The following is an 18809-nucleotide window of genomic DNA, read 5'->3' as shown; positions in this document are numbered from 1 at the left end:
GTCAGCGCTTCAGCCGGTCCAGGCTGATGGACAGCGCCTTGCGCGCCACGGCGGCGGTGACGTTCGGTCGCTTCACGCCCTCATGGGTGCGCCGGCCTTCGGCCACCATGGCGCCACGCTCGGTCAGCAGCGCCATCATCGATCCGCGCGTGACGGTGGCCGCCACCAGGTCCTCTGCGTGCAACCACAGCAGCTCATCCCGCACCTGGTCGCGGTCGGCCGAGATGTGGACAGCCTGCACCAGGTCCATGAGCAGGCTCTCGTTGCTCGCCCGGCCGGGGTCATCATTCAGGGCGCGCAGGATGGCGATGCGCAGATGCGCCCGCCAGGCTTCCGCCATGGGGTCGCGATGGGTCACGCCATGCCTCCGCTGCGGGCGCGCGAGGAGATGATGTCCTCATGCCTGGCCATGGCCGTCTCCACGCGCGACAGCAGCTCCCGGTCGCCGCGCGCCTCGACCCGCATTTCCCCCAGGCTGCCCTTGATCTCGGTCATCCCGAGCTGGATGCGATGGATGTCCTCTCGCGTCGGCAGGTGCTGCATGTCCCGCTCGATGCGCTCCAGGCGCTGGGCTGTCTTCACGCCCTCGGAGCGCAGCTCCGAAACATCGGCCTTGGTGGCGAATTCCCCCCGGAAGCGCCAGAGCACGCCCGCGAGGACGATGCCCCCGATCGTCACGACGATCGGCCACAGTTTCAGCATCTCATCAAACGACAACGACACGGTGCACGCTCCAGGTCAGCAGGTCAGGGCGGGGTGCCGCAGGCGGCGCCGGAGGTGTCCGGATAAAGACAGGCGATGGCGCGCAGCTGCGCGGCAGCGGTCGCCAGGGCGGCGTCATAGGCGAGCAGCAATTCACCGACCCGGCCCTGTGTCAGCGGGGCGCCTGGCGGCGGCAGGGCCGGCGCCGCCGGCGGCACCAGCAGCGGGGCGGGCGGCGGGGTCCGCACCAGCCGCACCTCTGGCACCGGGGCGACGGAGGCGCAGCTGATCAACAGCGCGGACAAGCACAGGAGCGGCAGGAGACGAATGGCTCGGATCGACACGAAGGGCCTCCACCTGGGTTGCGAGCACCTGGCGCTCGGCCTCGGCGCTCTGCGCGCGGGCCGCGACGGCCTGCATCTGCGATTCATGGATGCTGGCGGCCTCGGCCAGGGCGGCGGCATTGCGGCTGGCGGCAAGCTCCGCGATCTCTGCCCGGCGGGTCGCCTCGGCCGCGCGGGCTTCCAAACCCGACCAGGTGACGCCCACCCACAGCGCGGCGCCGCCGGCCAGCAGCAGCGCCCCAACGGCAAGGTAGAGGCGCCAGCCGATCACGGCCGCGCGCCCTCGGCGATCATGCGCTCACGCCATTGCGCGATGGAGGCGACATAGCCTTGCGTTTCGGCGGCGTGCAGGGCGCCCGTAATGCGCGGCAGGCAGGGGCTGATGCCTGGCCAATCCGAGGCACCACCGCACAGCGTCTGCGCCCGAATGATGTTGCCGGGGCCGGCGTTGTAGCTGGCCTGGGCCAGACGATGCCGCTCGGCCGAGGAGCGCGGCGCCGACCAGGTGCGGCGCATCCGGGCCATGTAATAGGCGCCGGCATCGATCGCGATATCCTGGTGGGGCGACACGCCGGCGGGCAACCGCAGCTCCCGCACCACGTCGCGCCAGGTGCCCGGCATAAACTGCGCGAGGCCGGCCGCGCCGACCGGCGACACGGCATCCGGCCGCAGTCGGCTTTCCTGATAGAGCTGCGCACGCCAGGCAAGCCAGTCGGGATGGTCAGGCCACCAGCGCTCGACGGCGGCGCGTATCTGCGGGTCGTAGCGCGAGGGGAATAGGCTGTTGGCCTGCGCCGAGCCGCAACCGACCAGCAGTCCAAGCAAGATGCAGATGCCGAGGATGCGCAGGCCGAAGTAGAGTGCCGCCGCCTGTGGCTGCAACATGATGACGCTCAGGGCGTGGCGGAACCGTATCCCCCCACGATGGTCCAGCCACCGCGTTACGAGGATGGCGATGACGACGCCGACGCTCACATAGAGCGCCTTCATTGCGGCTGCGGTCAGAAGAAAGTCGCCCACGGGACACCTCCGGTTGAGGTGCCACCATCGCGCGCGAAAGTCGTGGACGTAGGCGGAAGGGCTTCCGGTGCCTCATCCCGGAGGCGACGCGGTCAATCCTCCACGCGGGCGGCGAACATGTCTATCTGGCGGGGGTCCGGCCGCCCCATATTGCGCACCATGCGCACCCAGCGCGCGGTGACGCCCAGCGTGCGCGCCACCTCGTGCGTCGGGCCGGAAGCGCCGGCGATCAGCACCTTGCGACTGCGGGCCATGCGCACGGTCGGAACTTCGATCTTCTCCCGCGTGTAGCGCTCTATCAAAAGGGCCGCCGCCTCCCGCCCGATCGACTGCACCAGGCGATGGGTCGGTTCGGCATGGGCGGGCACATAGAGGGTGGTCCCGCCGTAGGCGTCCACCAGGCGAAGCGACGCCGCAATGCCAATCACCTCCGCGATCTCCACCAGCGACGCGGGCCAGGTGCGCATGATGGCGCGATCCCGCAGAAGCGCTTCGGCGCCGGTCTGGAGGATCATGGCGGCGTGCCCCCCGCCTTCGGCGCAGGGCGATTCATCATGCCCTTCAACGCCTCGATAACGGCCGCTGCACGGGCGGCCGACAGCGCGCCCATGTCCTGCTGGGTCTGCCGCTTCACGAAGGCGTTCAGCGCTTCTTCGGATGGATTTCGCACGCGGCCCGCCTGGTGCAGCTCAATCCACAGCCCGCGCATCATCTTCGTCTGGGGATCATCGGCGTAGCGTGACCGCTGCGGGCCGCCTGCTGACCGGGGTGCGCCGGCGTCGTGCAGCGCGTCCAGCACCTTGCCCAGCTGGCGGCCGTTCATCGCCCGCAGGCTCACCTCACCGGCCGTGACACGGCCGAGGAAGGCACGCCAGTCGGCCTCCTCGGCCAGCCCTTCCAGCTTGCGGCGGCGCACCTGGATGGCGACCACCAGGCGCTTCATCGCATCCGGGCGCGCCTTCGTGACGGGGGCGCCCATCAGCCCACCAGCTCCTCGGCATGGGGCTGCACGATGAATTCCTCGCCGGGGTTACCGATCGATACGCCTGGCACCAAGCGGGCCGCGACCGGGTCACCCCGCATCGCCTGGCGGTTGATCGTGACGTTGCGACGCAGGAAGCGCTCCAGGCCCATCGTCTCCAGCAGCAGCAGCACTGCGCCCGGCGTGGTGATGCGGACGGACGGCGGCAAGCGCCGCCACAGCAGCGCACCGGTGGTCAGCCGCACTGTCTTGGTCCGGCCGCGCTTGGTCAGATCGTCCCGGTTCGCCTCGGCCCATGCCTGGACGCCGGCCTGGAGGTTCGCCAGCTCGACACGAAGCGGTGCGGCCTGGACTTCTACCGAGGCACGTCTGGCCGCGATCTCTTCATCCAGGGCTGCGGTCAGCAGCACCAGGTCGCGGCCGACGCTGCCCATGCGCGCGACCATGGCTGCGGCCTGTGCGGCGGTCGCCGGGGCGACCACTGCAAGGGCGGGTGTTTTGACGCGGGTGCGGGTGCTGGGGGCCATGTTAGTCTCTCAGTGCTTGGTACGGGTGGTGACGGTGTGGCCCCAGGCGATTTGCAAAGTGACCGCCAGGGTGGCGAGGGCTTCCGGGGTGCATTGGCCGACGCATTGCGCGGCGGCCTCGCCTAACGCGGAAGAAAGGGCGAGCAGCACCGTCTCGATCGGCGCGCCCTGCATGGCGTCATCCAGGGCGCGCATCATCTCGCGCACCTCGGCCGGCGATGTGCGCTCCATCAACTGGAGCAGATCGGCGCGGGCGTCCTCGACCTGTGCGGGCTCGGCCGGCCAGATGATCGGCGGCATCGGTGTCATTGAGCGTGCCCCTTCGGTGGCATGATTCGGGACACCAGGGGCTCGCCCTTCTGGGCGGCCGTGGTCCGCAGGATGCGGAGGCGGTCTTGCGCGGCCGCCGCATCGGGAAAGGTCTCGACCTGATCGCCGGGCGGCAAGCCGCCGCCGCGTACCACCAGCGTCCACTGGGTGCGGTGGGGCTGGATGCTCATGCCGTGGTGTCCCCGCCGGCATCGGCATCGCTCTGCCGGTTCGGGCAGTCGCGGCATGCCAAGAACATGCGCACCGTCTGGTGATTGCTGCCGTCGTAGGGGCGGCGCTGCCATGCCACGCACTGCTGCGCGGGAAGTTCCTGCCGCAGCGCCGGGCAATTCACGGTGTCGCCCATGAAGGCGCCGCGCACCGCGCGCTCAAGCTGCCCGGTTTCGGGCTTGAGGCTGCGGTTCAGCACCTGGCTGATCCGCCCCGGCGAATAGCCCACTGCCTTGGCCGCCTTGGCCTGGCTGGTGGCGTCGCTGGCAATGGCCAGCGCCAGCACCCAGGCCGGCAGATCATCGCCCCAGGCGGCGCGCGCCCGATCGACGGCAAGGATTGCGACGGCCTTCATGGCACGGGCCACATCTGGGCGCCGGTGTTCTGGTCGAGCACGATGCCGCCGCGCCGCACCGCAGGCGCGCGCGGGCCGGTGTTGCGCGATGCCAGCAAGGCGTATCGGGCGAAGGTGCCCCGGCCGGCCGGTTCCACCACGGCCAGGTATCCGGCGCGCGTCAGGTTCCAGACGTAGCTGCGAACCGTCCCCGGTGCTTGGATGCCGGTGGACGTCAGCAGATCAGTCACGATGAAGGTGCGCAGCACCTTCATCGCCTGCCACAGGCGCTCCTGCTCGCTCGGCGTGTTGTCGATGGTGCCGGCGGCGTTGACGCGCGGCGGCTCCACACCGTGATCTTGCACCAGGCGATAGACGCCCCGCGTGTTGCGGGTGGCGGGCACCAGCACTTCAACGATCCCGGCTGCGGCAAGGCGGCGGATGTAGTCGTTCACCATGGCGGTGCCGCCCGTCATCCTGGCCATGATGTCGTGCGCTGTAAATTCCGGCGAAGGCCGCGCAGCCAGCTCGCGGATGATCGACCAGACCGCGTCGCGCCCCGTCAGGCGCGCGAGCGGGCGTAACGTCGGGCGGCGCTTGCGCGGGGGCGTCATGCGGTGTCCCCGCCGGAATTGAGGTGCGCTTCCCAGAAAGCATCGGCGATCGAGCTGGCGCGCCCGTAGGCGGCGTAGAGACGTTCCCGCTTGGCGGAGGCCGCGTCGAAAGCTTCGCTTGCCTTCCGAAGCCGGCGCCGGGCGGCGAGGCTCTGGCCGCGCTCCCCGAACGCCAGCATCTGCGCATCGAACGCGGCGTCCCCCTGGGCTGCTGCGGCGCGCCACACCTGGGAGGCGGCGTCACTCACGCAAGACAGCTCATGCCAACGCGCACGGGCCAAGTCCCAGGCATCGGGCGGGAATCGCGACCGCAACAGGAACAGCAGCCCGTCGCGCGACAGCTCCTCCACCGTCGCCGGCACGGGCGGGACCTTGGCGGTGCGGGCCTTGCGGGGGGCGGTCATGAGTGAAGCCAGTGGTCGATGATGTACTGCTCGTGGAAGGCGTCAGAGACTTCCACAGCCTTGCGGTAGGTTGCGCAGGCTTTCTCCTCCGCCCAGCTTGCCCGTGCCAGCGCCTGGGCATTCAGAACCGCGCGGCCGCCAGGCGAGCATGCTTTGTCCAGCAGGATGCTATGGACGGTGACGTTGTTAATGGCTCGCAGCCACAAATTGCGACAGTCCTGTACCTCCTCTTCAAGCTCCCGCCAGCGCGCGTCGGCCAGGGCTCGTCTGTCTTTGACCGCTGCAAACTGCATTGCGTAAGCAAGCACACCTGCGCGCGACAATTTTGCCAGACCCTCGTACTCGCCGGCATCAAGCGGATATGTGCGATCGATCAATTGGAGGAGGCCAAACTTGGACAACCCCTCCGCACCATCCGGGATGGGTAGCGCCTTTGGGCTGGCCATCTCAAAAGCTCCGCGTCGCGGGCGGCTTGCCGGTGTGCAGCGGCTGACCGCCCCAATCGCCGAGCGTGATCGTCTCCAGCCCCTCACCACGCGCGTAGACATTGATCTGATCGAGGTTGACGCAAACGCGCCGGCAGGAGCCGTGCGCCTCACTGACCAACCGCGCCAGCAGGTCATCCGCCACGGTCAGGTTCGGGCAATAGAGGCGCGCCAGCGCCTGGGCATCCGGCAGGCTGCACGGCGACGCCTGCATCCAGTCCAGCACGCGGCCGTGGAAGCGCTCCCACCGCTGCAACTTCTGCGGCAGGTATTCCTCACCGATCAAGATGATGGTCGCCTGGCTCTGCTCGTATATGTCGCGGACCAGCTCCACGAGCGAGCGCGCGACCACGTGGTCAAATTCGTCGATGATCAGCGGGCGGCGCGAAAGCACGAGTTGCTCCGCCACCTGGTCGACCATCTCAGTCACCGTCCTGGCCGGGACCACACCCTGCTGGCGGAGGATGGCCAGCAGCATGGCCTTGCGCGTCCAACCCGAGCGCGCCTCGACGTAGTAGGCCCGGAAGGCGCCGGCGGCGTGCGCGGCCGCGAAGGACTTCCCGAAGCCGGACGGTCCCGAGAACGTAGCGAGGCCGGGCAGATGGCTGGCGCGCTGCATCGTGCGCGTGATCAGCGCCGACAGCGCGGTGATGTTGCGCAACGCGGCGACGCCGCCGGTGGCCGAGGGCAGCGCGGCACCGGGCGTCACAATGGTGAGGTGGTTCATGCTGTTCTCCGTGCGGGATTGGGGAAACTGGCAGCCATCTGCGCGGCCATCAGGCGGGCCTTGAACCAGCCTTCCTGGCGGTTGACCGCGAGCCAGTGGGCATCGGCTTCGGACAGGGTCTCCCCCGCATCGAGTTTGGCCTGAAGGCCCGAGGCGCGCCGCCACCAGCGATCCTCGTGCGTCTCGGTGGGCTGGATCAGCGCGACGGGCGCTGCGACCTGGAGGGGCAACTCGGCATGCGCCCGCTCGATAGTGTGGTTGAGCACGTGCGGCGCCACCTGCGGCGCGTTCTCGATGACACGGAAGCCCCGGCGTTCGTCCTCAATGGCCTCGACTGCCTTGCGATGCAGGTCCACCTGTCGGTCATTGCGCTTGTCCTGGGCGATCTGCACCATGGAGCGCGGGTGCTGCTCTGTGTGGTGACCATTCAGGGTCGCCTCGCAAATGAAGCGATCATCCTCCAAAGTGCGCACCCACACCTTAGACGGATCATGCGGGTCATAGCCGACGCGCACCCGGCGACCATGGAACGGCGTCAGATCGGCCGCGAAATACTTCGCGTCGCCGAGCGGCACGAGACCTCGGGTAACAGTGCGCTCTTCGCAGGGCCGGAAAAGATCGTCGAGCATGGAGGCCGGCGCCATGCGAGGTGTCCAACCCTGCGCACGCCAATGCTCCATCGCATCGTGCGGCGACATGTGGCGTTTGACGCCGTTACCATCTGTGAACTTCGGCAGGCCCCGATGCGGCTTCATGTTGTAGCGATCAAACACGTCGCCGAGGAAGGCCGTGAAGTCCTCCCAGCTAATCACGCGCCGAGATGTGCCGGTCGCCTTGGTGTCTTTGCTGATCTGTTTTTCGAGGCGCTTCTTGAACTCGCGATCCACGTCACGGCCGGTATAGGTCGGCAAATCGCGCGCAGCGGCGCGCAGCACCTTCATGAAGGCTTCGATCTTACCGCGTGCCTGCGCGCGGCCCGGCGTCGAATTCTCCGGCGAAGCTCCGATGCGGGCCAGCAACCCGACCGCGTCCGATGTCATCGCCTTCGCGATGAAGCCGCTTCCGTTGTCCGTATAGAACAGGCCGAACATGCCGAACCGCTCGACGGTGTGCCGGATCGCGTCACGGATCGCTTGCGAGCTTTCGGCGAGCGCAGTCGAGAAGCCGAGGAGATACCGCGTCGCGGTATCCATCACGACGGCGACTTCCGGATTGAACGACCTGCCACTGCGCGGGTTCCGCACCCATGCCTTGAAGGTGTGCCCATCTGCCGTGACCGTAGCCATCGGCGGAAGCCCATCCACGGATCGGTGCTTGTAGGGCAGGAATTGCAGCATGCCGTTCGGGCCGTGGCGCCCGGCCTCGCGCTCCAGCGGCGACAGCTTGTCCAGGTAGCGCCTGGCGGCCGAGGGCGAGGGCATGGCGACGCCCTCGGGAAGATGCTTGTGCATCGTCCGCAGCACCTCGGACAGCTTGCGTTTCGTCGGCCCGTTCCACTCTTTGTGGAAGGCCGGTGCCCAGGCTGGCGGTGCAACCGACAGCGACGGCGCGACGGGTGCCAGTGCGGCAACGCCGCGCTTAGCCTCGGACCGCCACCGATACAGCGTCATGACGGACAAGGTGCGCCCGCCCGTCTTGCCGGCGCGTGCGTTGGCTACGCCTACGAACTGTTTCAGATGTTGGGGCAGAGTGTCTGCCTTCGCGCGGCCGACCATCTCTGCGATGGCGGCTGTAATGCCAGCCACCTGCGCCAGTCGCTCCAGCTCCGCGAGGATCACGGCGCGGGCATCCATGGTTTGGCGCTGCCAATTGGCCATTTGCGCCGTCGCGGGCGCGGGAAGCGCAGGGAGCGCTGGCTGCTCTATCGGGGCCGGTGCGGCGTCGGCGAGACGGGTCACAAGCGCCGCCCGCGCTTCCTGCGGCAAGACCTTGATGGAATACTCTCGCCCGCCACCACGTCCGCTGCGGGGGCGGGAGGACCAGCCCTCCTGCTTCGCTCGGTGGGTCACACCGACCTTCGTCGTCGGCATGCCGGGGAGGTTCGCGTCCGCCCACCCCTGCGCGGTCCTCCACATGGCCCCCGTCATGCCCGCCCCCGCCGCGCGATCTCACGCGACGCCCATTCCGTCGCCCCCTTCGGCAGCCGGCGCCGCAGCGCCTCGGCACGCTCATTCAGCTCGCGCTTCTGCATCTCCAGCAGCATCAGCTCGCCGAGGGCGGCAGCTTCCTCCGGCAGGGCCTTCTGGCCGCAAGCGCTGTTCACCAGCGTCAGCAGCCGGGCATCGCCGGTCGCGCGATGCAGCAGCGGCAGCGCCTCCAAGGGGAACCGCCAATCGGTCGACGATGGGGCGCAGTATTGATCCAGCATCCGCTTCGTCATCTCCCTCCCCGAACCTTCATCGCCCGCAAGGCGGTTCATCGCCGCCGCGACGGCGTGACGATCGGCACCGCCGTCGCGCGCCGCCGCCAGCGTTTCGGCAAGCACACTGCGCACCTCCATGCCGAAGTCGTGGAGCGGAAGCGGTTCCGGCGCGGTGTCGAAGAACGACCCTTGCGCGCGGTTAAGGACGGGGCGGCGGCTCATCCCAGGTCGGCCTCGCGCCAGGTCACGGAGGACTTGCAGCGGGCGCAGACAAACAGGTGGCGGGGCGTCTCGAAGGTCACTCGGCACTGGAGGCAGCGCCGGGTGACGGTGGTCGATGCCTCGGCGCGGATCGTCACGGGCGGTGCGACCCGCTTAATCCGGACTATCCCCAGCGTGGCGCAACGGCGGGCCATGGCACCTGGGGTCCGGCCAAGCCGCCGAGCCAGCACCTTGGTCGGCTCGATGGAGGTGCGGAGGGCCTCATCCTCTGCGTCCGTCCAGCGGCAAATCCGGTCGTTCAGACCCAGGAAGCCACGACGTGCCCGCGCTGCACCCTCGGTGCGGCCAAGTGCCGCAGCCACGTCCCTGATCGGACCGGTCGCGTCGCGCAACGCGTCATCCTCGGTCTTGGACCAGGGACGCCAAACGATCATGGCGCGGCGTCCTCGGCGGGGGCGCATGCCATATCTGTCATGTTGATGCGCTGCCCGACCGCGTGCGCCCAGGCGAAGAGGACGCGGGCGGTGGGATCGACCTCCGCCGCCTCCAGGCGCGCGAATTGCCGTAGCGAGATACCGACCCGCTGCGCGACATCGGCCTGCCGCAGCTTAGCGGCGGCGCGGGCGCGGCAGAGCCGCATCGCCAGGCTGGCGTATTCCACCCGCCAGTTGCTGGCGCCGTTCCGGGCGGCACTCATTCCCCTCGGTCCCGGCCGATGGCGAGGGGCGGTTTCCCCCCGTTGACCCCCCAGTTAACCGAGGTGTTCATGCCGGCGGTGCGGCCGTTGTTCCGGACCCCGGCAAAGCTGCCGGCCCCCTTCAGCACTGGCACGGGGCGGGACTTGGTGAATTCGACATCGACGATGGCGCGCCGGGCAAGGGCGACGTCGGCAGCGCGTTCGGCCTTGGCACCGTCCTGCCCGATCAAGCCGGCAAGCTTGTAGGCCAAGCCTTCGGCCATGCCGGCCGCGAAATGCGCACGTGCCAGGTTGCGGGTCCGGCGGGTCCGGCGGGCGCGATAGCCTGGGGTTTTCAGGAAGTCTCGGTTGGCACGGGCCATGGCGCCGGCGACCACGCCATGCATCCATTCCGCGACCTCGGGCCAGGGCAGCCGGCCGACGTAGACAACCCGGATCGGCCGGGCAAAGGAGCGCCGCGTGTAGGCGATGCAGTGGCAGGCGGAGGCGACCAGCAGCCAGATGCTGTCGCCTGGCGCCCGGCGCATCCGGCCAAGGCTCACCTCGGCTTCGCCGCAGGCGACCTGGTCATCGGTCAGGCGGTGCTGGCGCATCAGCTCCAGCATCTTCTCCGCCGCCGCCAAAGCCTCCGCCTCGGTGCATCCGCGCGCCGTCGTGCGTGCCCCAAGCGCACGGATGCGGGCCTTGATGGCGTCCAGCTCGCTCATGCCGGCACCGTCAGCAGGATGACCAGCAGGCCAGGGTCGGTGACGTCCAGGCGCTCATCCATCAGGAGGCGGGCGGAACGGGTCGCAGCCGCCTCGGCGCCGCCGGCGCGAATCGCGGCGCGGAAGCTGTTGGCCGCGCGGTCGCGAAGGTCGGCCGCCCATTGACGCTGGTAGCGGTCGCCGGCCTGCCGCGCCGCCAGGCGGTGGCAGATGTAGGCCCAGGCGAGCGGGGTCGCCTCCATGAAGGTGGCGCTCACCGGAGCGCCTCCACCGCCACGCCCAGCAGCCGGTCCGCCGATAGGATCAGCCACATCATTCCGGCAAACAGCAGTCCGCCCAGGACCGTCTGCCCGCCAAATTCCTGGCGCCGCCTCATGCAGCCACCCGATTTTCACAATGACCGCCGGTGGAGGGAGGGCTAGCTTTCGTTCTCACACGGACCTGACATATCCGGGTGCCATCCGCCTCGTGGCGGTTCGGCCAGATGTCCGCAGGGGAGAGACGGAGGAGGTTGGCGATGGCCTGCTCGCCCAGGTAGTGCGGCTTCGCGATGGCATGCGCGCAGGCGTTCGGGTGCAGGTCGTTGTCGCGGGCAAGCTTTTGGAGGTTCATGCCGCGCCGCTCCATGCGGACAGCGGCCTTGATCTCCTCAGGATGCCAGTCACCAGACGGGAGTTTGGCGACGTTCCAGCTGCCGTCTTTCCGGCGCACGGCCATGGGCTTTGTCTCCGATACCCCGCCCTGGCAGGCGGGTTTTTAAAAGGGGTTTGATGTGGAGTTCATGGGAAGCAACAGCGCGAAGATACCGTTTAGCGGCATTTTCGCAACCAGGAAATTCCGTTTTACGGTTGTGTTCCTGCGGACAAGGACAAAAAACGGTATTTATTGTGCCAGAACAACAGCTTGCGATTCCGAAAAGGGGTGTCGTGCTGCTCCTTCCGAGAGGGGGCTGTGAAGCGCAAGCCAAGCGGGCTGCCCGCCCGCCTTCACGAGGCGAGGAAGGCGAGGGACGTAACCATGCAGCAGCTGGCAGAAGGCAGCGGGGTCGAGAAAACCACGCTCGCCAAGTGGTTCGGCGGACACACATCGCCGCGCGCAAACAACCTGCAGCCTGTGGCCGATTTCCTCGGCGTATCGATGGACTGGCTGCTGGTTGGCGACGCCATGAAGACCGCGCGGAACGTCGAAGAGCAGACCGACACGGGGCCACCGCCCCCCCTGGATGCGGTCGATGAACGGCTGATAACCGCCATTTATGAGAACGTTGAACGCATCTATCAGGAGGTGGGCATACCCCTGGACAGGCCGCGCCTAGTGGCCGTCGTCTTCCGCCAGTATCAGAGCATCTGTGCCGTGGCCGATGCCACGGAGCGGCGCCATAGCGGCGCCTCGCTGGTTGCCATGGTCGGACGCCGGCTCCGCCGAGAATTGGCCTCGCACGCGGAGGCTAAGGCAGGCGGGGGCGAGTGAGGCAGGCCGAGCAGCCAAGATCGTTCCGCGCTCACGAACTACCAAAACGCTAACGCTTTTCGCGCGATCCACGCTCAAAGCCGATCATTTGCTATCAAACCGGCCGGCGAGAATTTGTCGTGGACTGCGGACGCAAACCCAATTCAAAGGCCGGTTTCAGATCGCACATCGGGTGGGGGCGAATTTTGGAACCACTACCAAAGTGATCCCCTCCCCACAAATGCGATGCGCCCGGCGACAGGCGCGGAAGATGAAGGTTTGTATCGCGCGCAAAGGGTGGTCGTCGTCGAGGCGAGCGAGGGTTTCGAGCAGGGTTTGCCAGAGGCCCCCATGCGTGAGGCGGCGGAAGTATCGGGCGATGGTATCGGGTTTGCCGTATTTTTCGGGAACGTCGCGCCAGGGGGCATGGGCGCAGGCGACGTGGAAAATGGCGTCGATGCGGCCCCGCAGGTCACCGACCTGGCGACCGGCGGGGGAGCGGTGTTGCAGGTAGGGGTAGAGGGCGGCCCATTCGAGGTCGGAGAGGGGGGACCAGGGGCGGGGGGTATGGGGATGGGTCATGCGGGTCGTGTAGCATGGGGGGCGGGAAATAGGTTATTTTTCTTATGCCACAGCATCGGGCGTCGCGGCCAGCATCATGATGGCAGACGCATGTCAGCGGCCGATCAAAGAACGATGATCACATAGACCGCGCCGACGCGGATCAGGACCAGCAGCGGCCGTTCGGGCACCACCCCGGGCGACGATGGGGCGACGGCACGCCGCCGGGGATACCTGGAATATCGCGGCAAAGGCCGGAGCGGGTGTCCGCCCGCTCCGGCCCAGCCTGGCTGCGCCGCCCCCCGTGGAGGGCTGGAAACAAGGCGGCGCGCCAAGGTCAGCGCGTTGCCGCGATGTCGGTGATTTCGGCGGTGGGCAGGCCCGTCACCGGGCCGAGCGCCGTCGGCGCGCCGGTTTCCAGGTTGACCGTGTGCAGCGTGCCGCCGGCCAGCAGGAAGGCGGTGTTGGTGGTGCCCTCGGTCAGGATGTCGAAGCCGATGCCGGCCGGAAGGCCGGTGCCGACCGGGCCGCGCACGACCTGCACGCCATCGTTCGGCGGCATCTGCACGTTCAACTGACCGAGCGAGGTGTCGATCGTGAAGAGCATCGTCGCCGTCGCGCCGGCCATGCTGTTGGTATAGGCGCCGGCGGTGACGCGCGGGGTCGTCTCGGCCAGGGGCGTGCCGGCGGCATATTTCAGGCTGCCGTCGCGGGTCACGGCGCCGGTGTCCGGATGGATGCGGAAGGACGTGCCGTTCATCCCCATCAGGCGGATGCGGTCGGCCATCGGATTGAAGTCCAGCACCACGCGGCCACCGCCGACGAAGGGTTCGGACAGGCGCGCGACCTGCGTCGCCTGGCCGGTGGCCGGGTCGATGGTCACGATCTGGTTGTTGGCGGTGATGCCATAGAGCTTGCCGTCGGTCGGGCGCACATCGATGCCCAGCAGCGCGCCATCGGCGCCGCGCACGGCCACCGGCGCGGTGGCGCGGCGGGTGGTGCTGTCGATGCGGACCAGGCGGTTGTCGGCGGTCAGGGCGACCAGGGTGGCGGCTTCGGCCAGGGGCGCGGCGCCCAGCAGGGCGGTGGCGGCAAGCGCGATCTTCAGCGGGGTGTGGGTCATCGTGGTCTCTCCGTATCGCAACGGCGAGACCGCACCGGCCCCGCTGCATGCGTTACGGCCGGGCGAATGGGGTGGATGCAGCGGGAGTGAGAAAAATCGTATCCTGGTGGAGCTGGGCCGTGATGCGGCGCGGGCGGCCAGCCGGCGCCGACGATCAGGGTCCGGCGCGCCGGCGCGCGGCGCCTAGCGCGTCGTCACGCGGATGACGGCCGTCACCGGCCGGCCGTCGACCAGCACCGGGCGGTGGTGGTCGTTGGCCAGCAGGATGCCGATCACATGCGGCCCCGTGGCGACCGGGCAATGACCGAAGCGGGCGGCGATCTGATCTCCGCCGAAGTCGCTGTTCATGCTGTTGTACGGCCGCCCGGGGATGTTGCAGGTGTTGCCGTCCGGATCGATCTTCATGTGGATATGGCCGCAGCGTGGGTCGGCCCCGCATTGGCCGGCGGGGCGCAGGGTGAAGTTGCTGCGCACGACGACGCCGATGGCGCGCTCCATATCGGTGCCCAAGGGTATCTCCATGCCCTCGACGGGCCAGACGATCTCCAAGGTCGGGGGGGCTTCGGCCGCGGCGGGAAGGCTGCCAAGGCAGGTGGCAAGGGCGATGCGGGCGAGGGTTCTGAACATTGTGTGTCTCCTTCGGTGAGTAAGCACTGATTACATCGGTGCCCGGATGGGCACAATCGAAAAGTGATCGGCGATTACATTTACGCCCGAAGCGCGCGTGCTATGGCAGCGCCATGCGCAAACCCCAGCCCGACCGCTACCACCACGGGAACCTGGTCGAGGCCCTGATCGCCGCGACCATCGACATCGTCGAGGAACGCGGCGTGGAGCATGTCTCGGTGCGGGAGGCCGCGCGCCGGGCCGGTGTGTCGCCCGGCGCGCCCTTCCGCCACTTCGCCACCAAGACCGCCTTGATGACCGCCGTCGGCGAACAGGCGATGGATCGGCTGAAAGCCGCGGTGGATGCGGCCTTGCAGGCGACGCTGGACCAGGCGCCGCTGGCGCGCCTGGAGGCCCTGGGTTCAGCCTATCTGCAATGGGCGCTGCGGAACCCGACGCATTTCCAGATCATCAGTTCGCGCTCGCTGATCGACATCGCGGCATCGGAGAGCATCCGCACGGCCAATGCCGCCATCCGCGCGGTCATGGTCGGGTTGCTGGAGGAGGCGCGGAGGGACGGGGCGCTCGCGCCGGACCTCGATATCGCGCAGACCGTGCTGGTGACACGGGCCTTCGGCTATGGCCTGGCGCGCATGGCGATCGATGGGCATTTTGGCGAATGGCATACGGCCGAGCCGCCGGCGGACGCGGTGCCGAAGGCGCTGCGCCTTTTCATGGGCCTGCTGAAGGCGAAGCCGTCGTAGTGGGATGCGGGGAATGGCGCTTTGGCGCCTCCATTCCACCCGCCGTCACGGCGCGGCCCCTTCCCCCGGCCAGACCAGTGCCGGCATACGCGCCAGCGGGATTCGCGCGATGGCCACCGTGCGGTTTTCCAGGGTCAGCGGCACGTCGATTTGCGGCGGTCCGCCTTCCGGTCCCGGGCGGCCCATGAAGGCCACCATGGCTTGCGCGGTGAAGGCGGCGCGTGCGCCGACCGCCCCGGCTTCGGCCAGGGCGGCCAGGCCTTCCGATGCGCCGGTCAGTCGCAGGGTCCCGGCCCCCATCGGCTGCAACTGGTCATCCAGCGCCAGGGTCGCGGCCCCTTCAAGCGTCACATCGCCCCATTGCAGGGTCAGGGAGCGCAGGTCGAACGTGCCGCCGGCGTCGCGCCAGGTCGCGGCGCGGCGGGTCGGCTGGCGCCCGCCCGGGATAGGGCCGGTCATCGCGACCTCGGTCTGCAACAGGGTGACGGCGCGGCCCAGCGGGCCTGGCATCGGCAGCAGGATGTCGCGTGCCTCCAGCGCGATCAGCAGTGCGGGTTCGGCTTCGGTGGCGCTCATGCGGGATTCGAAGCGCCCGGTCGCGGCGCGCAGTTCCAACGCGCCGCCGGCCATGCCGACGCGCAGCCGGTCGGCGGCGAAACGCCCATCCCGCGGCGGCACGCCGGGTTCCAGGGCAAAGACGGCCAGCATGCGATCGGCGATGAAGGGGGCTTCGGCATCGCCCAGGCGCAGGCGCTGGAAGCCTTCGGGTTCGACCTCCAGCTCCCCGATATTGGGCAGGGCGACGCGCAGGGTCAGGGTCTCGGCGGTCCATTCCAACCCGCCGGGCACCGTGCCGGCCGCGCCGACGAAGCGGATTTCCGGCAAGCGCAAGGTGGCGGCGAAGGGCCAGCCGCCGTGTTCGGGGGGGCCATGGGCGATGGTCCAGCCCTGGGCGCGCCGGGCATCGGCCCAGGCGGCGAAGGATTGTTCGATCTGCGCCCCCATCCAGCGCCACAGCAGCGTATGGCCGCCGGCCACCAGCAGCGGCAGCAGGATCAGCAGCAAGAGCCACCAGCGGCGGCGGGAGAGGAAGCGCAGGGGCATCCGGCACAGCCTATAGACCCGAACCGGGCGGGATGGCATGGGCCGGGCCTGCAATGCTGGCGAACACCCCCCTGCTGGTCTTCGGTTACGGTTCGCTGATCTGGCGGCCGGATTTCCCGCATGCCTCGGCGCATCCGGCGCGGCTGAACGGCTGGCACCGCAGTTTCTGCATCTGGTCGCACCATCATCGCGGCACCGCGGCGAGGCCCGGCCTGGTGCTGGGGCTGCGGCCCGGGGGCGCGTGCCGGGGGATGGCGTTTCGCGTGGCGGCCCAGGATGCGGCGGCGGCGCTGGCGGTGCTGGATGCGCGCGAACTGGTCGCTGGCGAATATCGCCGCACCACCAGGCCGGTCATGCTGCTGGACAGCGGCGAAAGGCTGACCGCCGTCCTGTATGTCGCCGATCGCGCCGCCCCTGTGTTCGTCCCCGGCCTGCCGGCGGATCGGGCGGCGGCCGCCATCGCGACGGCCCATGGCATCAGCGGCGCCAATCGGGACTACCTGACCAATACCCTGGCGGGGCTGCGCGCGATGGGGGTGCGGGATCGGGGGCTGGAACGGGTGGCGGCTTTGTTGCCGGGGCTTGCGGCAGCCAGGGTGTGACGGTGCGCCCATTGCCCAAACCGGCGGCAAACCGGGGGTGGCGGGAGCGAAGACTCCCGTAAACGCGGTTGCCTTGGCCTGGCATCGGGACAAAGCATGCGCCGGCATTTCACGGGGCGGGCGCATGTTGTTTGTCGCACAGGCCGGCCTGGCGCTGGTGCGCCGGGTCGTCGAGATCGTGCTGATCCTGTTGGTCGCGATCATGCTGGGAACCGTGCTGGCGCAGGTCGCCGGGCGGTACCTGTTCAACTTCTCCATCGCCTGGGCGACGGAACTCGCGACCTTCGCGCAGGTCTGGATGGTGCTTCTGGGCGCCGGCTACGCCATGCGGATGCGGCTGCATGTGTCGATCGAAACCTTTGTCGAAATGCTGCCGCCGCTGGTCACGCGACTGATCATGGTGCCGGTGGCCCTGCTGTGCCTGTGGTTCCTGTGGGTGGTGTTCGAGGGCGGGCTGCTGCTGATGGAGATCGGCGGCATGCAGACCTCCGCCGCGCTGCAGATCTCGATGCAGGTGCCCTATGTCGCGCTGCCGATCAGCGCGGCCTATTTCGCGCTGGAATGCGCCATCCGCTTCGGCGCGATCATCTTCGGCGGTGCCGCGGTGACCACCGGCGGCGGCGTGCGGGTGGATTGAGGCGATGTTCCTGTCCTTCGGATCCTTCCTCGCATTGCTGGCGGCCGGCGCGCCGATGGTCTTTGTCCTCGGCGTCGCGGGTGCGCTGACGCTGGCGATCACCGGGGCGACGCCCTTGGTCGTGGTGGCGCAGCGGCTCTACAACGGGCTCGACAGTTTTCCGCTGATGGCCATTCCGTTCTTCGTGCTGGCCGGGCTGATCATGGAACAGGGCGGCATCGCGCGGGCCATGGTCGGGCTGGCGACGGCGCTGGTCGGCTGGATCCGCGGCAGCCTGTTCATGGTGGCGACCGTGACGGCGACGGGGCTTTCGGCGATCTCCGGGTCGGGCAGCGCGGATACGGCGGCGATTTCCTCCATCCTGCTGCCGGAGATGCGCAAGCGCGGCTACGACATCGACTATGCGGCGGCGGTGGTGGCCTCGGCCGGGTCGCTCGGGCCGATCATCCCGCCGTCGATCATCATGGTCGTGCTGGCGATGATTTCGGACCTGTCGGTCGGCGCGATGTTCCTGGGGGGCATCATTCCGGGGCTGATCGCGGCGGCGGGGTTGATGGTGGGGCATTGGTTGTATGCGCGGCGCGAACCGGAGCGGTATTCGGACGCCGAGCCGTTTTCCTGGCCACGCCTGGGTTCGGCCTTCATCGCGGCCATCCCGGCGCTGACGATGCCGCTGATCGTCGTGGTCGGCATCATCGGCGGCGTGGTGACGCCGACCGAGGCGGCGGTCCTGGCCGTGGTCGCGGGGCTGATCATCGGGCTGTTCGTGTATCGGGAGATCAAGCTCTCCGACCTGCCGGCGATGATGCTGCGCACGGCTGGGATTTCTTCGGCCGTCATGATCATCATCGGCACGGCGTCGATCTTTTCCTGGCTGGTCGCGGTGCAGGACGTGCCGCAGATGATCGCCGCCTGGTTTTCGACGCATGTCGGCAGTCCGGCGATGTTCCTGCTGGCGGTGAACATCCTGCTGCTGATCGTGGGCATGTTCATGGAGAGCATTTCCGCCCTGCTGATCCTGATGCCGGTGCTGATGCCGATCGCGATCAGCCTGGGCATCGACCCGCTGCATTTCGGCGTGGTCGTGGCGATCAACCTGTCGATCGGGCTGATCACGCCGCCCTATGGCATCTGTCTGTTCGTCGCCTGCACCGTCGCGCAGCGGTCGGTCATGCAGGTCAGCCGGGTGATCTGGATTCCGCTGATCCCGCTGATCCTGATGTTGATTTTGTCCACCTATGTGCCGCAGGTTGTCCTGTGGCTGCCGCAGACCCTGATGTGAAGGAGCCAATTCCC

Annotated in this window: 32 protein-coding genes; 6 read left to right on the top strand and 26 right to left on the bottom strand. The window is 68.6% G+C overall.

Annotation, left to right across the window (positions count from 1 at the left end; translation table 11 throughout):
- Window position 1: 1 nt before the first annotated feature.
- The 3 genes from ACQW02_RS25440 to lysC are packed head-to-tail and all read right to left on the bottom strand — an operon-like array spanning window position 2 to window position 1007.
- Entirely contained in the window at window positions 2-358 is a 357-nt protein-coding gene (locus ACQW02_RS25440) for a VpaChn25_0724 family phage protein (protein ID WP_431282711.1), read from the bottom strand.
- Window positions 355-723 carry a DUF2730 family protein gene (locus tag ACQW02_RS25435; RefSeq protein ID WP_431282710.1) on the bottom strand — a complete coding sequence of 123 codons (369 nt, stop codon included), beginning with the start codon at window positions 721-723 and terminating at the stop codon, window positions 355-357. The genes ACQW02_RS25440 and ACQW02_RS25435 overlap by 4 nt, the downstream gene beginning before the upstream one ends.
- A 23-nt stretch (window positions 724-746) precedes the next feature.
- Complete coding sequence (gene lysC / locus ACQW02_RS25430) at window positions 747-1007, bottom strand: Rz1-like lysis system protein LysC (protein WP_431282709.1); 261 nt, start codon at window positions 1005-1007, stop codon at window positions 747-749.
- Between the two features lie 22 nt (window positions 1008-1029).
- Between lysC and ACQW02_RS25425 the strand changes: the two genes are divergently transcribed.
- Entirely contained in the window at window positions 1030-1374 is a 345-nt protein-coding gene (locus ACQW02_RS25425; protein WP_431282708.1) for a hypothetical protein, read from the top strand.
- Here the strand turns inward: ACQW02_RS25425 and ACQW02_RS25420 are convergent.
- From ACQW02_RS25420 to ACQW02_RS25330, 19 genes are all read right to left on the bottom strand, one after another.
- Window positions 1314-2066 carry a transglycosylase SLT domain-containing protein gene (locus ACQW02_RS25420; protein ID WP_431282707.1) on the bottom strand — a complete coding sequence of 251 codons (753 nt, stop codon included), beginning with the start codon at window positions 2064-2066 and terminating at the stop codon, window positions 1314-1316. The two genes, ACQW02_RS25425 and ACQW02_RS25420, sit on opposite strands and share 61 nt — an antisense overlap.
- A 92-nt stretch (window positions 2067-2158) precedes the next feature.
- Window positions 2159-2581 carry a hypothetical protein gene (locus tag ACQW02_RS25415; RefSeq protein ID WP_431282706.1) on the bottom strand — a complete coding sequence of 141 codons (423 nt, stop codon included), beginning with the start codon at window positions 2579-2581 and terminating at the stop codon, window positions 2159-2161.
- Window positions 2578-3045: a regulatory protein GemA gene (locus tag ACQW02_RS25410; protein ID WP_431282705.1), complete on the bottom strand. Its 468-nt coding sequence runs from the start codon at window positions 3043-3045 to the stop codon at window positions 2578-2580. Before ACQW02_RS25410 ends, ACQW02_RS25415 begins: the two co-directional genes overlap by 4 nt.
- Complete coding sequence (locus ACQW02_RS25405) at window positions 3045-3575, bottom strand: host-nuclease inhibitor Gam family protein (RefSeq protein WP_431282704.1); 531 nt, start codon at window positions 3573-3575, stop codon at window positions 3045-3047. Before ACQW02_RS25405 ends, ACQW02_RS25410 begins: the two co-directional genes overlap by 1 nt.
- A 9-nt stretch (window positions 3576-3584) precedes the next feature.
- Window positions 3585-3884: a hypothetical protein gene (locus ACQW02_RS25400; RefSeq protein ID WP_431282703.1), complete on the bottom strand. Its 300-nt coding sequence runs from the start codon at window positions 3882-3884 to the stop codon at window positions 3585-3587.
- Window positions 3881-4075: a hypothetical protein gene (locus ACQW02_RS25395; protein WP_431282702.1), complete on the bottom strand. Its 195-nt coding sequence runs from the start codon at window positions 4073-4075 to the stop codon at window positions 3881-3883. Before ACQW02_RS25395 ends, ACQW02_RS25400 begins: the two co-directional genes overlap by 4 nt.
- On the bottom strand, window positions 4072-4470 hold the full coding sequence (locus ACQW02_RS25390; RefSeq protein WP_431282701.1) for a hypothetical protein: 399 nt from the start codon (window positions 4468-4470) through the stop codon (window positions 4072-4074). Before ACQW02_RS25390 ends, ACQW02_RS25395 begins: the two co-directional genes overlap by 4 nt.
- The gene (locus tag ACQW02_RS25385; protein WP_431282700.1) at window positions 4467-5063 is read right to left on the bottom strand and encodes a hypothetical protein; all 597 of its coding nucleotides are present in this window, start codon (window positions 5061-5063) and stop codon (window positions 4467-4469) included. Before ACQW02_RS25385 ends, ACQW02_RS25390 begins: the two co-directional genes overlap by 4 nt.
- Entirely contained in the window at window positions 5060-5467 is a 408-nt protein-coding gene (locus ACQW02_RS25380; RefSeq protein WP_431282699.1) for a hypothetical protein, read from the bottom strand. The genes ACQW02_RS25385 and ACQW02_RS25380 overlap by 4 nt, the downstream gene beginning before the upstream one ends.
- Window positions 5464-5913: a hypothetical protein gene (locus ACQW02_RS25375; protein WP_431282698.1), complete on the bottom strand. Its 450-nt coding sequence runs from the start codon at window positions 5911-5913 to the stop codon at window positions 5464-5466. Before ACQW02_RS25375 ends, ACQW02_RS25380 begins: the two co-directional genes overlap by 4 nt.
- Before the next feature lies 1 nt (window position 5914).
- A complete protein-coding gene (locus ACQW02_RS25370) occupies window positions 5915-6679 on the bottom strand; it encodes an AAA family ATPase (protein ID WP_431282697.1) in 765 nt (254 codons plus the stop codon).
- Window positions 6676-8709 (bottom strand): transposase, encoded by a 2034-nt coding sequence (locus ACQW02_RS25365; RefSeq protein ID WP_431282696.1) that lies wholly within the window; start codon window positions 8707-8709, stop codon window positions 6676-6678. The genes ACQW02_RS25370 and ACQW02_RS25365 overlap by 4 nt, the downstream gene beginning before the upstream one ends.
- 53 nt (window positions 8710-8762) lie before the next feature.
- Window positions 8763-9263: a hypothetical protein gene (locus ACQW02_RS25360; RefSeq protein ID WP_431282695.1), complete on the bottom strand. Its 501-nt coding sequence runs from the start codon at window positions 9261-9263 to the stop codon at window positions 8763-8765.
- Entirely contained in the window at window positions 9260-9697 is a 438-nt protein-coding gene (locus tag ACQW02_RS25355) for a hypothetical protein (RefSeq protein WP_431282694.1), read from the bottom strand. The genes ACQW02_RS25360 and ACQW02_RS25355 overlap by 4 nt, the downstream gene beginning before the upstream one ends.
- Window positions 9694-9960, bottom strand: a complete 267-nt coding sequence (locus tag ACQW02_RS25350) for a helix-turn-helix domain-containing protein (protein ID WP_431282693.1) — start codon at window positions 9958-9960, stop codon at window positions 9694-9696. Before ACQW02_RS25350 ends, ACQW02_RS25355 begins: the two co-directional genes overlap by 4 nt.
- Window positions 9957-10667, bottom strand: coding sequence for a DUF7168 domain-containing protein (locus ACQW02_RS25345; RefSeq protein WP_431282692.1), 711 nt, complete (start codon window positions 10665-10667; stop codon window positions 9957-9959). The genes ACQW02_RS25350 and ACQW02_RS25345 overlap by 4 nt, the downstream gene beginning before the upstream one ends.
- Complete coding sequence (locus ACQW02_RS25340) at window positions 10664-10924, bottom strand: hypothetical protein (protein ID WP_431282691.1); 261 nt, start codon at window positions 10922-10924, stop codon at window positions 10664-10666. The genes ACQW02_RS25345 and ACQW02_RS25340 overlap by 4 nt, the downstream gene beginning before the upstream one ends.
- Entirely contained in the window at window positions 10921-11043 is a 123-nt protein-coding gene (locus tag ACQW02_RS25335) for a hypothetical protein (protein WP_431282690.1), read from the bottom strand. Before ACQW02_RS25335 ends, ACQW02_RS25340 begins: the two co-directional genes overlap by 4 nt.
- Window positions 11040-11384, bottom strand: a complete 345-nt coding sequence (locus tag ACQW02_RS25330; RefSeq protein ID WP_431282689.1) for a helix-turn-helix domain-containing protein — start codon at window positions 11382-11384, stop codon at window positions 11040-11042. The genes ACQW02_RS25335 and ACQW02_RS25330 overlap by 4 nt, the downstream gene beginning before the upstream one ends.
- A gap of 300 nt (window positions 11385-11684) precedes the next feature.
- On the opposite strand from ACQW02_RS25330, the gene ACQW02_RS25325 reads away from it, so the two are divergent.
- A complete protein-coding gene (locus ACQW02_RS25325; RefSeq protein ID WP_431282688.1) occupies window positions 11685-12137 on the top strand; it encodes a helix-turn-helix domain-containing protein in 453 nt (150 codons plus the stop codon).
- Window positions 12138-12293: 156 nt separating this feature from the next.
- Here ACQW02_RS25325 and ACQW02_RS25320 read toward each other — a convergent pair whose 3' ends face one another.
- From ACQW02_RS25320 to ACQW02_RS25310, 3 genes are all read right to left on the bottom strand, one after another.
- Window positions 12294-12698, bottom strand: coding sequence for a transposase (locus ACQW02_RS25320; RefSeq protein ID WP_431282687.1), 405 nt, complete (start codon window positions 12696-12698; stop codon window positions 12294-12296).
- Window positions 12699-13014: 316 nt separating this feature from the next.
- Window positions 13015-13800: a DUF4394 domain-containing protein gene (locus ACQW02_RS25315; protein WP_431282686.1), complete on the bottom strand. Its 786-nt coding sequence runs from the start codon at window positions 13798-13800 to the stop codon at window positions 13015-13017.
- 183 nt (window positions 13801-13983) lie between these two features.
- The gene (locus ACQW02_RS25310; RefSeq protein ID WP_431282685.1) at window positions 13984-14427 is read right to left on the bottom strand and encodes a hypothetical protein; all 444 of its coding nucleotides are present in this window, start codon (window positions 14425-14427) and stop codon (window positions 13984-13986) included.
- 113 nt (window positions 14428-14540) lie between these two features.
- On the opposite strand from ACQW02_RS25310, the gene ACQW02_RS25305 reads away from it, so the two are divergent.
- Window positions 14541-15170, top strand: coding sequence for a TetR/AcrR family transcriptional regulator (locus ACQW02_RS25305; protein ID WP_431282684.1), 630 nt, complete (start codon window positions 14541-14543; stop codon window positions 15168-15170).
- Between the two features lie 45 nt (window positions 15171-15215).
- On the opposite strand, the gene ACQW02_RS25300 is transcribed toward ACQW02_RS25305, so the two are convergent.
- Entirely contained in the window at window positions 15216-16274 is a 1059-nt protein-coding gene (locus ACQW02_RS25300; protein WP_431282683.1) for a DUF2125 domain-containing protein, read from the bottom strand.
- Window positions 16275-16327: 53 nt separating this feature from the next.
- Here ACQW02_RS25300 and ACQW02_RS25295 point away from each other — a divergent pair, with 53 nt between their 5' ends.
- From ACQW02_RS25295 to ACQW02_RS25285, 3 genes are all read left to right on the top strand, one after another.
- Complete coding sequence (locus tag ACQW02_RS25295) at window positions 16328-16876, top strand: gamma-glutamylcyclotransferase (RefSeq protein WP_431282682.1); 549 nt, start codon at window positions 16328-16330, stop codon at window positions 16874-16876.
- Between the two features lie 124 nt (window positions 16877-17000).
- Window positions 17001-17513: a TRAP transporter small permease gene (locus ACQW02_RS25290; protein WP_431282681.1), complete on the top strand. Its 513-nt coding sequence runs from the start codon at window positions 17001-17003 to the stop codon at window positions 17511-17513.
- Between the two features lie 4 nt (window positions 17514-17517).
- Window positions 17518-18795 carry a TRAP transporter large permease gene (locus tag ACQW02_RS25285; protein ID WP_431282680.1) on the top strand — a complete coding sequence of 426 codons (1278 nt, stop codon included), beginning with the start codon at window positions 17518-17520 and terminating at the stop codon, window positions 18793-18795.
- Window positions 18796-18809: the final 14 nt, after the last annotated feature.

The sequence above is a fragment of the Humitalea sp. 24SJ18S-53 genome, from assembly GCF_050632385.1.
In the GTDB taxonomy this organism is placed as follows: domain Bacteria; phylum Pseudomonadota; class Alphaproteobacteria; order Acetobacterales; family Acetobacteraceae; genus Humitalea.
The sequence above is the reverse complement of the archived record's forward strand: the minus strand, read 5'-3'. Positions and strand labels throughout refer to the sequence as shown.

Bases quoted from the DNA above. Each gene is read 5' to 3' on its own strand.
- ACQW02_RS25425 (WP_431282708.1), top strand. From the start codon at position 1,030: ATGGCTCGGATCGACACGAAGGGCCTCCACCTGGGTTGCGAGCACCTG.
- ACQW02_RS25415 (WP_431282706.1), bottom strand. From the start codon at position 2,581: ATGATCCTCCAGACCGGCGCCGAAGCGCTTCTGCGGGATCGCGCCATC.
- ACQW02_RS25410 (WP_431282705.1), bottom strand. From the start codon at position 3,045: ATGGGCGCCCCCGTCACGAAGGCGCGCCCGGATGCGATGAAGCGCCTG.
- ACQW02_RS25405 (WP_431282704.1), bottom strand. From the start codon at position 3,575: ATGGCCCCCAGCACCCGCACCCGCGTCAAAACACCCGCCCTTGCAGTG.
- ACQW02_RS25400 (WP_431282703.1), bottom strand. From the start codon at position 3,884: ATGACACCGATGCCGCCGATCATCTGGCCGGCCGAGCCCGCACAGGTC.
- ACQW02_RS25395 (WP_431282702.1), bottom strand. From the start codon at position 4,075: ATGAGCATCCAGCCCCACCGCACCCAGTGGACGCTGGTGGTACGCGGC.
- ACQW02_RS25390 (WP_431282701.1), bottom strand. From the start codon at position 4,470: ATGAAGGCCGTCGCAATCCTTGCCGTCGATCGGGCGCGCGCCGCCTGG.
- ACQW02_RS25385 (WP_431282700.1), bottom strand. From the start codon at position 5,063: ATGACGCCCCCGCGCAAGCGCCGCCCGACGTTACGCCCGCTCGCGCGC.
- ACQW02_RS25380 (WP_431282699.1), bottom strand. From the start codon at position 5,467: ATGACCGCCCCCCGCAAGGCCCGCACCGCCAAGGTCCCGCCCGTGCCG.
- ACQW02_RS25375 (WP_431282698.1), bottom strand. From the start codon at position 5,913: ATGGCCAGCCCAAAGGCGCTACCCATCCCGGATGGTGCGGAGGGGTTG.
- ACQW02_RS25370 (WP_431282697.1), bottom strand. From the start codon at position 6,679: ATGAACCACCTCACCATTGTGACGCCCGGTGCCGCGCTGCCCTCGGCC.
- ACQW02_RS25365 (WP_431282696.1), bottom strand. From the start codon at position 8,709: ATGCCGACGACGAAGGTCGGTGTGACCCACCGAGCGAAGCAGGAGGGC.
- ACQW02_RS25360 (WP_431282695.1), bottom strand. From the start codon at position 9,263: ATGAGCCGCCGCCCCGTCCTTAACCGCGCGCAAGGGTCGTTCTTCGAC.
- ACQW02_RS25355 (WP_431282694.1), bottom strand. From the start codon at position 9,697: ATGATCGTTTGGCGTCCCTGGTCCAAGACCGAGGATGACGCGTTGCGC.
- ACQW02_RS25350 (WP_431282693.1), bottom strand. From the start codon at position 9,960: ATGAGTGCCGCCCGGAACGGCGCCAGCAACTGGCGGGTGGAATACGCC.
- ACQW02_RS25345 (WP_431282692.1), bottom strand. From the start codon at position 10,667: ATGAGCGAGCTGGACGCCATCAAGGCCCGCATCCGTGCGCTTGGGGCA.
- ACQW02_RS25335 (WP_431282690.1), bottom strand. From the start codon at position 11,043: ATGAGGCGGCGCCAGGAATTTGGCGGGCAGACGGTCCTGGGCGGACTG.
- ACQW02_RS25330 (WP_431282689.1), bottom strand. From the start codon at position 11,384: ATGGCCGTGCGCCGGAAAGACGGCAGCTGGAACGTCGCCAAACTCCCG.
- ACQW02_RS25325 (WP_431282688.1), top strand. From the start codon at position 11,685: ATGCAGCAGCTGGCAGAAGGCAGCGGGGTCGAGAAAACCACGCTCGCC.
- ACQW02_RS25320 (WP_431282687.1), bottom strand. From the start codon at position 12,698: ATGACCCATCCCCATACCCCCCGCCCCTGGTCCCCCCTCTCCGACCTC.
- ACQW02_RS25315 (WP_431282686.1), bottom strand. From the start codon at position 13,800: ATGACCCACACCCCGCTGAAGATCGCGCTTGCCGCCACCGCCCTGCTG.
- ACQW02_RS25310 (WP_431282685.1), bottom strand. From the start codon at position 14,427: ATGTTCAGAACCCTCGCCCGCATCGCCCTTGCCACCTGCCTTGGCAGC.
- ACQW02_RS25305 (WP_431282684.1), top strand. From the start codon at position 14,541: ATGCGCAAACCCCAGCCCGACCGCTACCACCACGGGAACCTGGTCGAG.
- ACQW02_RS25300 (WP_431282683.1), bottom strand. From the start codon at position 16,274: ATGCCCCTGCGCTTCCTCTCCCGCCGCCGCTGGTGGCTCTTGCTGCTG.
- ACQW02_RS25295 (WP_431282682.1), top strand. From the start codon at position 16,328: ATGCTGGCGAACACCCCCCTGCTGGTCTTCGGTTACGGTTCGCTGATC.
- ACQW02_RS25290 (WP_431282681.1), top strand. From the start codon at position 17,001: ATGTTGTTTGTCGCACAGGCCGGCCTGGCGCTGGTGCGCCGGGTCGTC.
- ACQW02_RS25285 (WP_431282680.1), top strand. From the start codon at position 17,518: ATGTTCCTGTCCTTCGGATCCTTCCTCGCATTGCTGGCGGCCGGCGCG.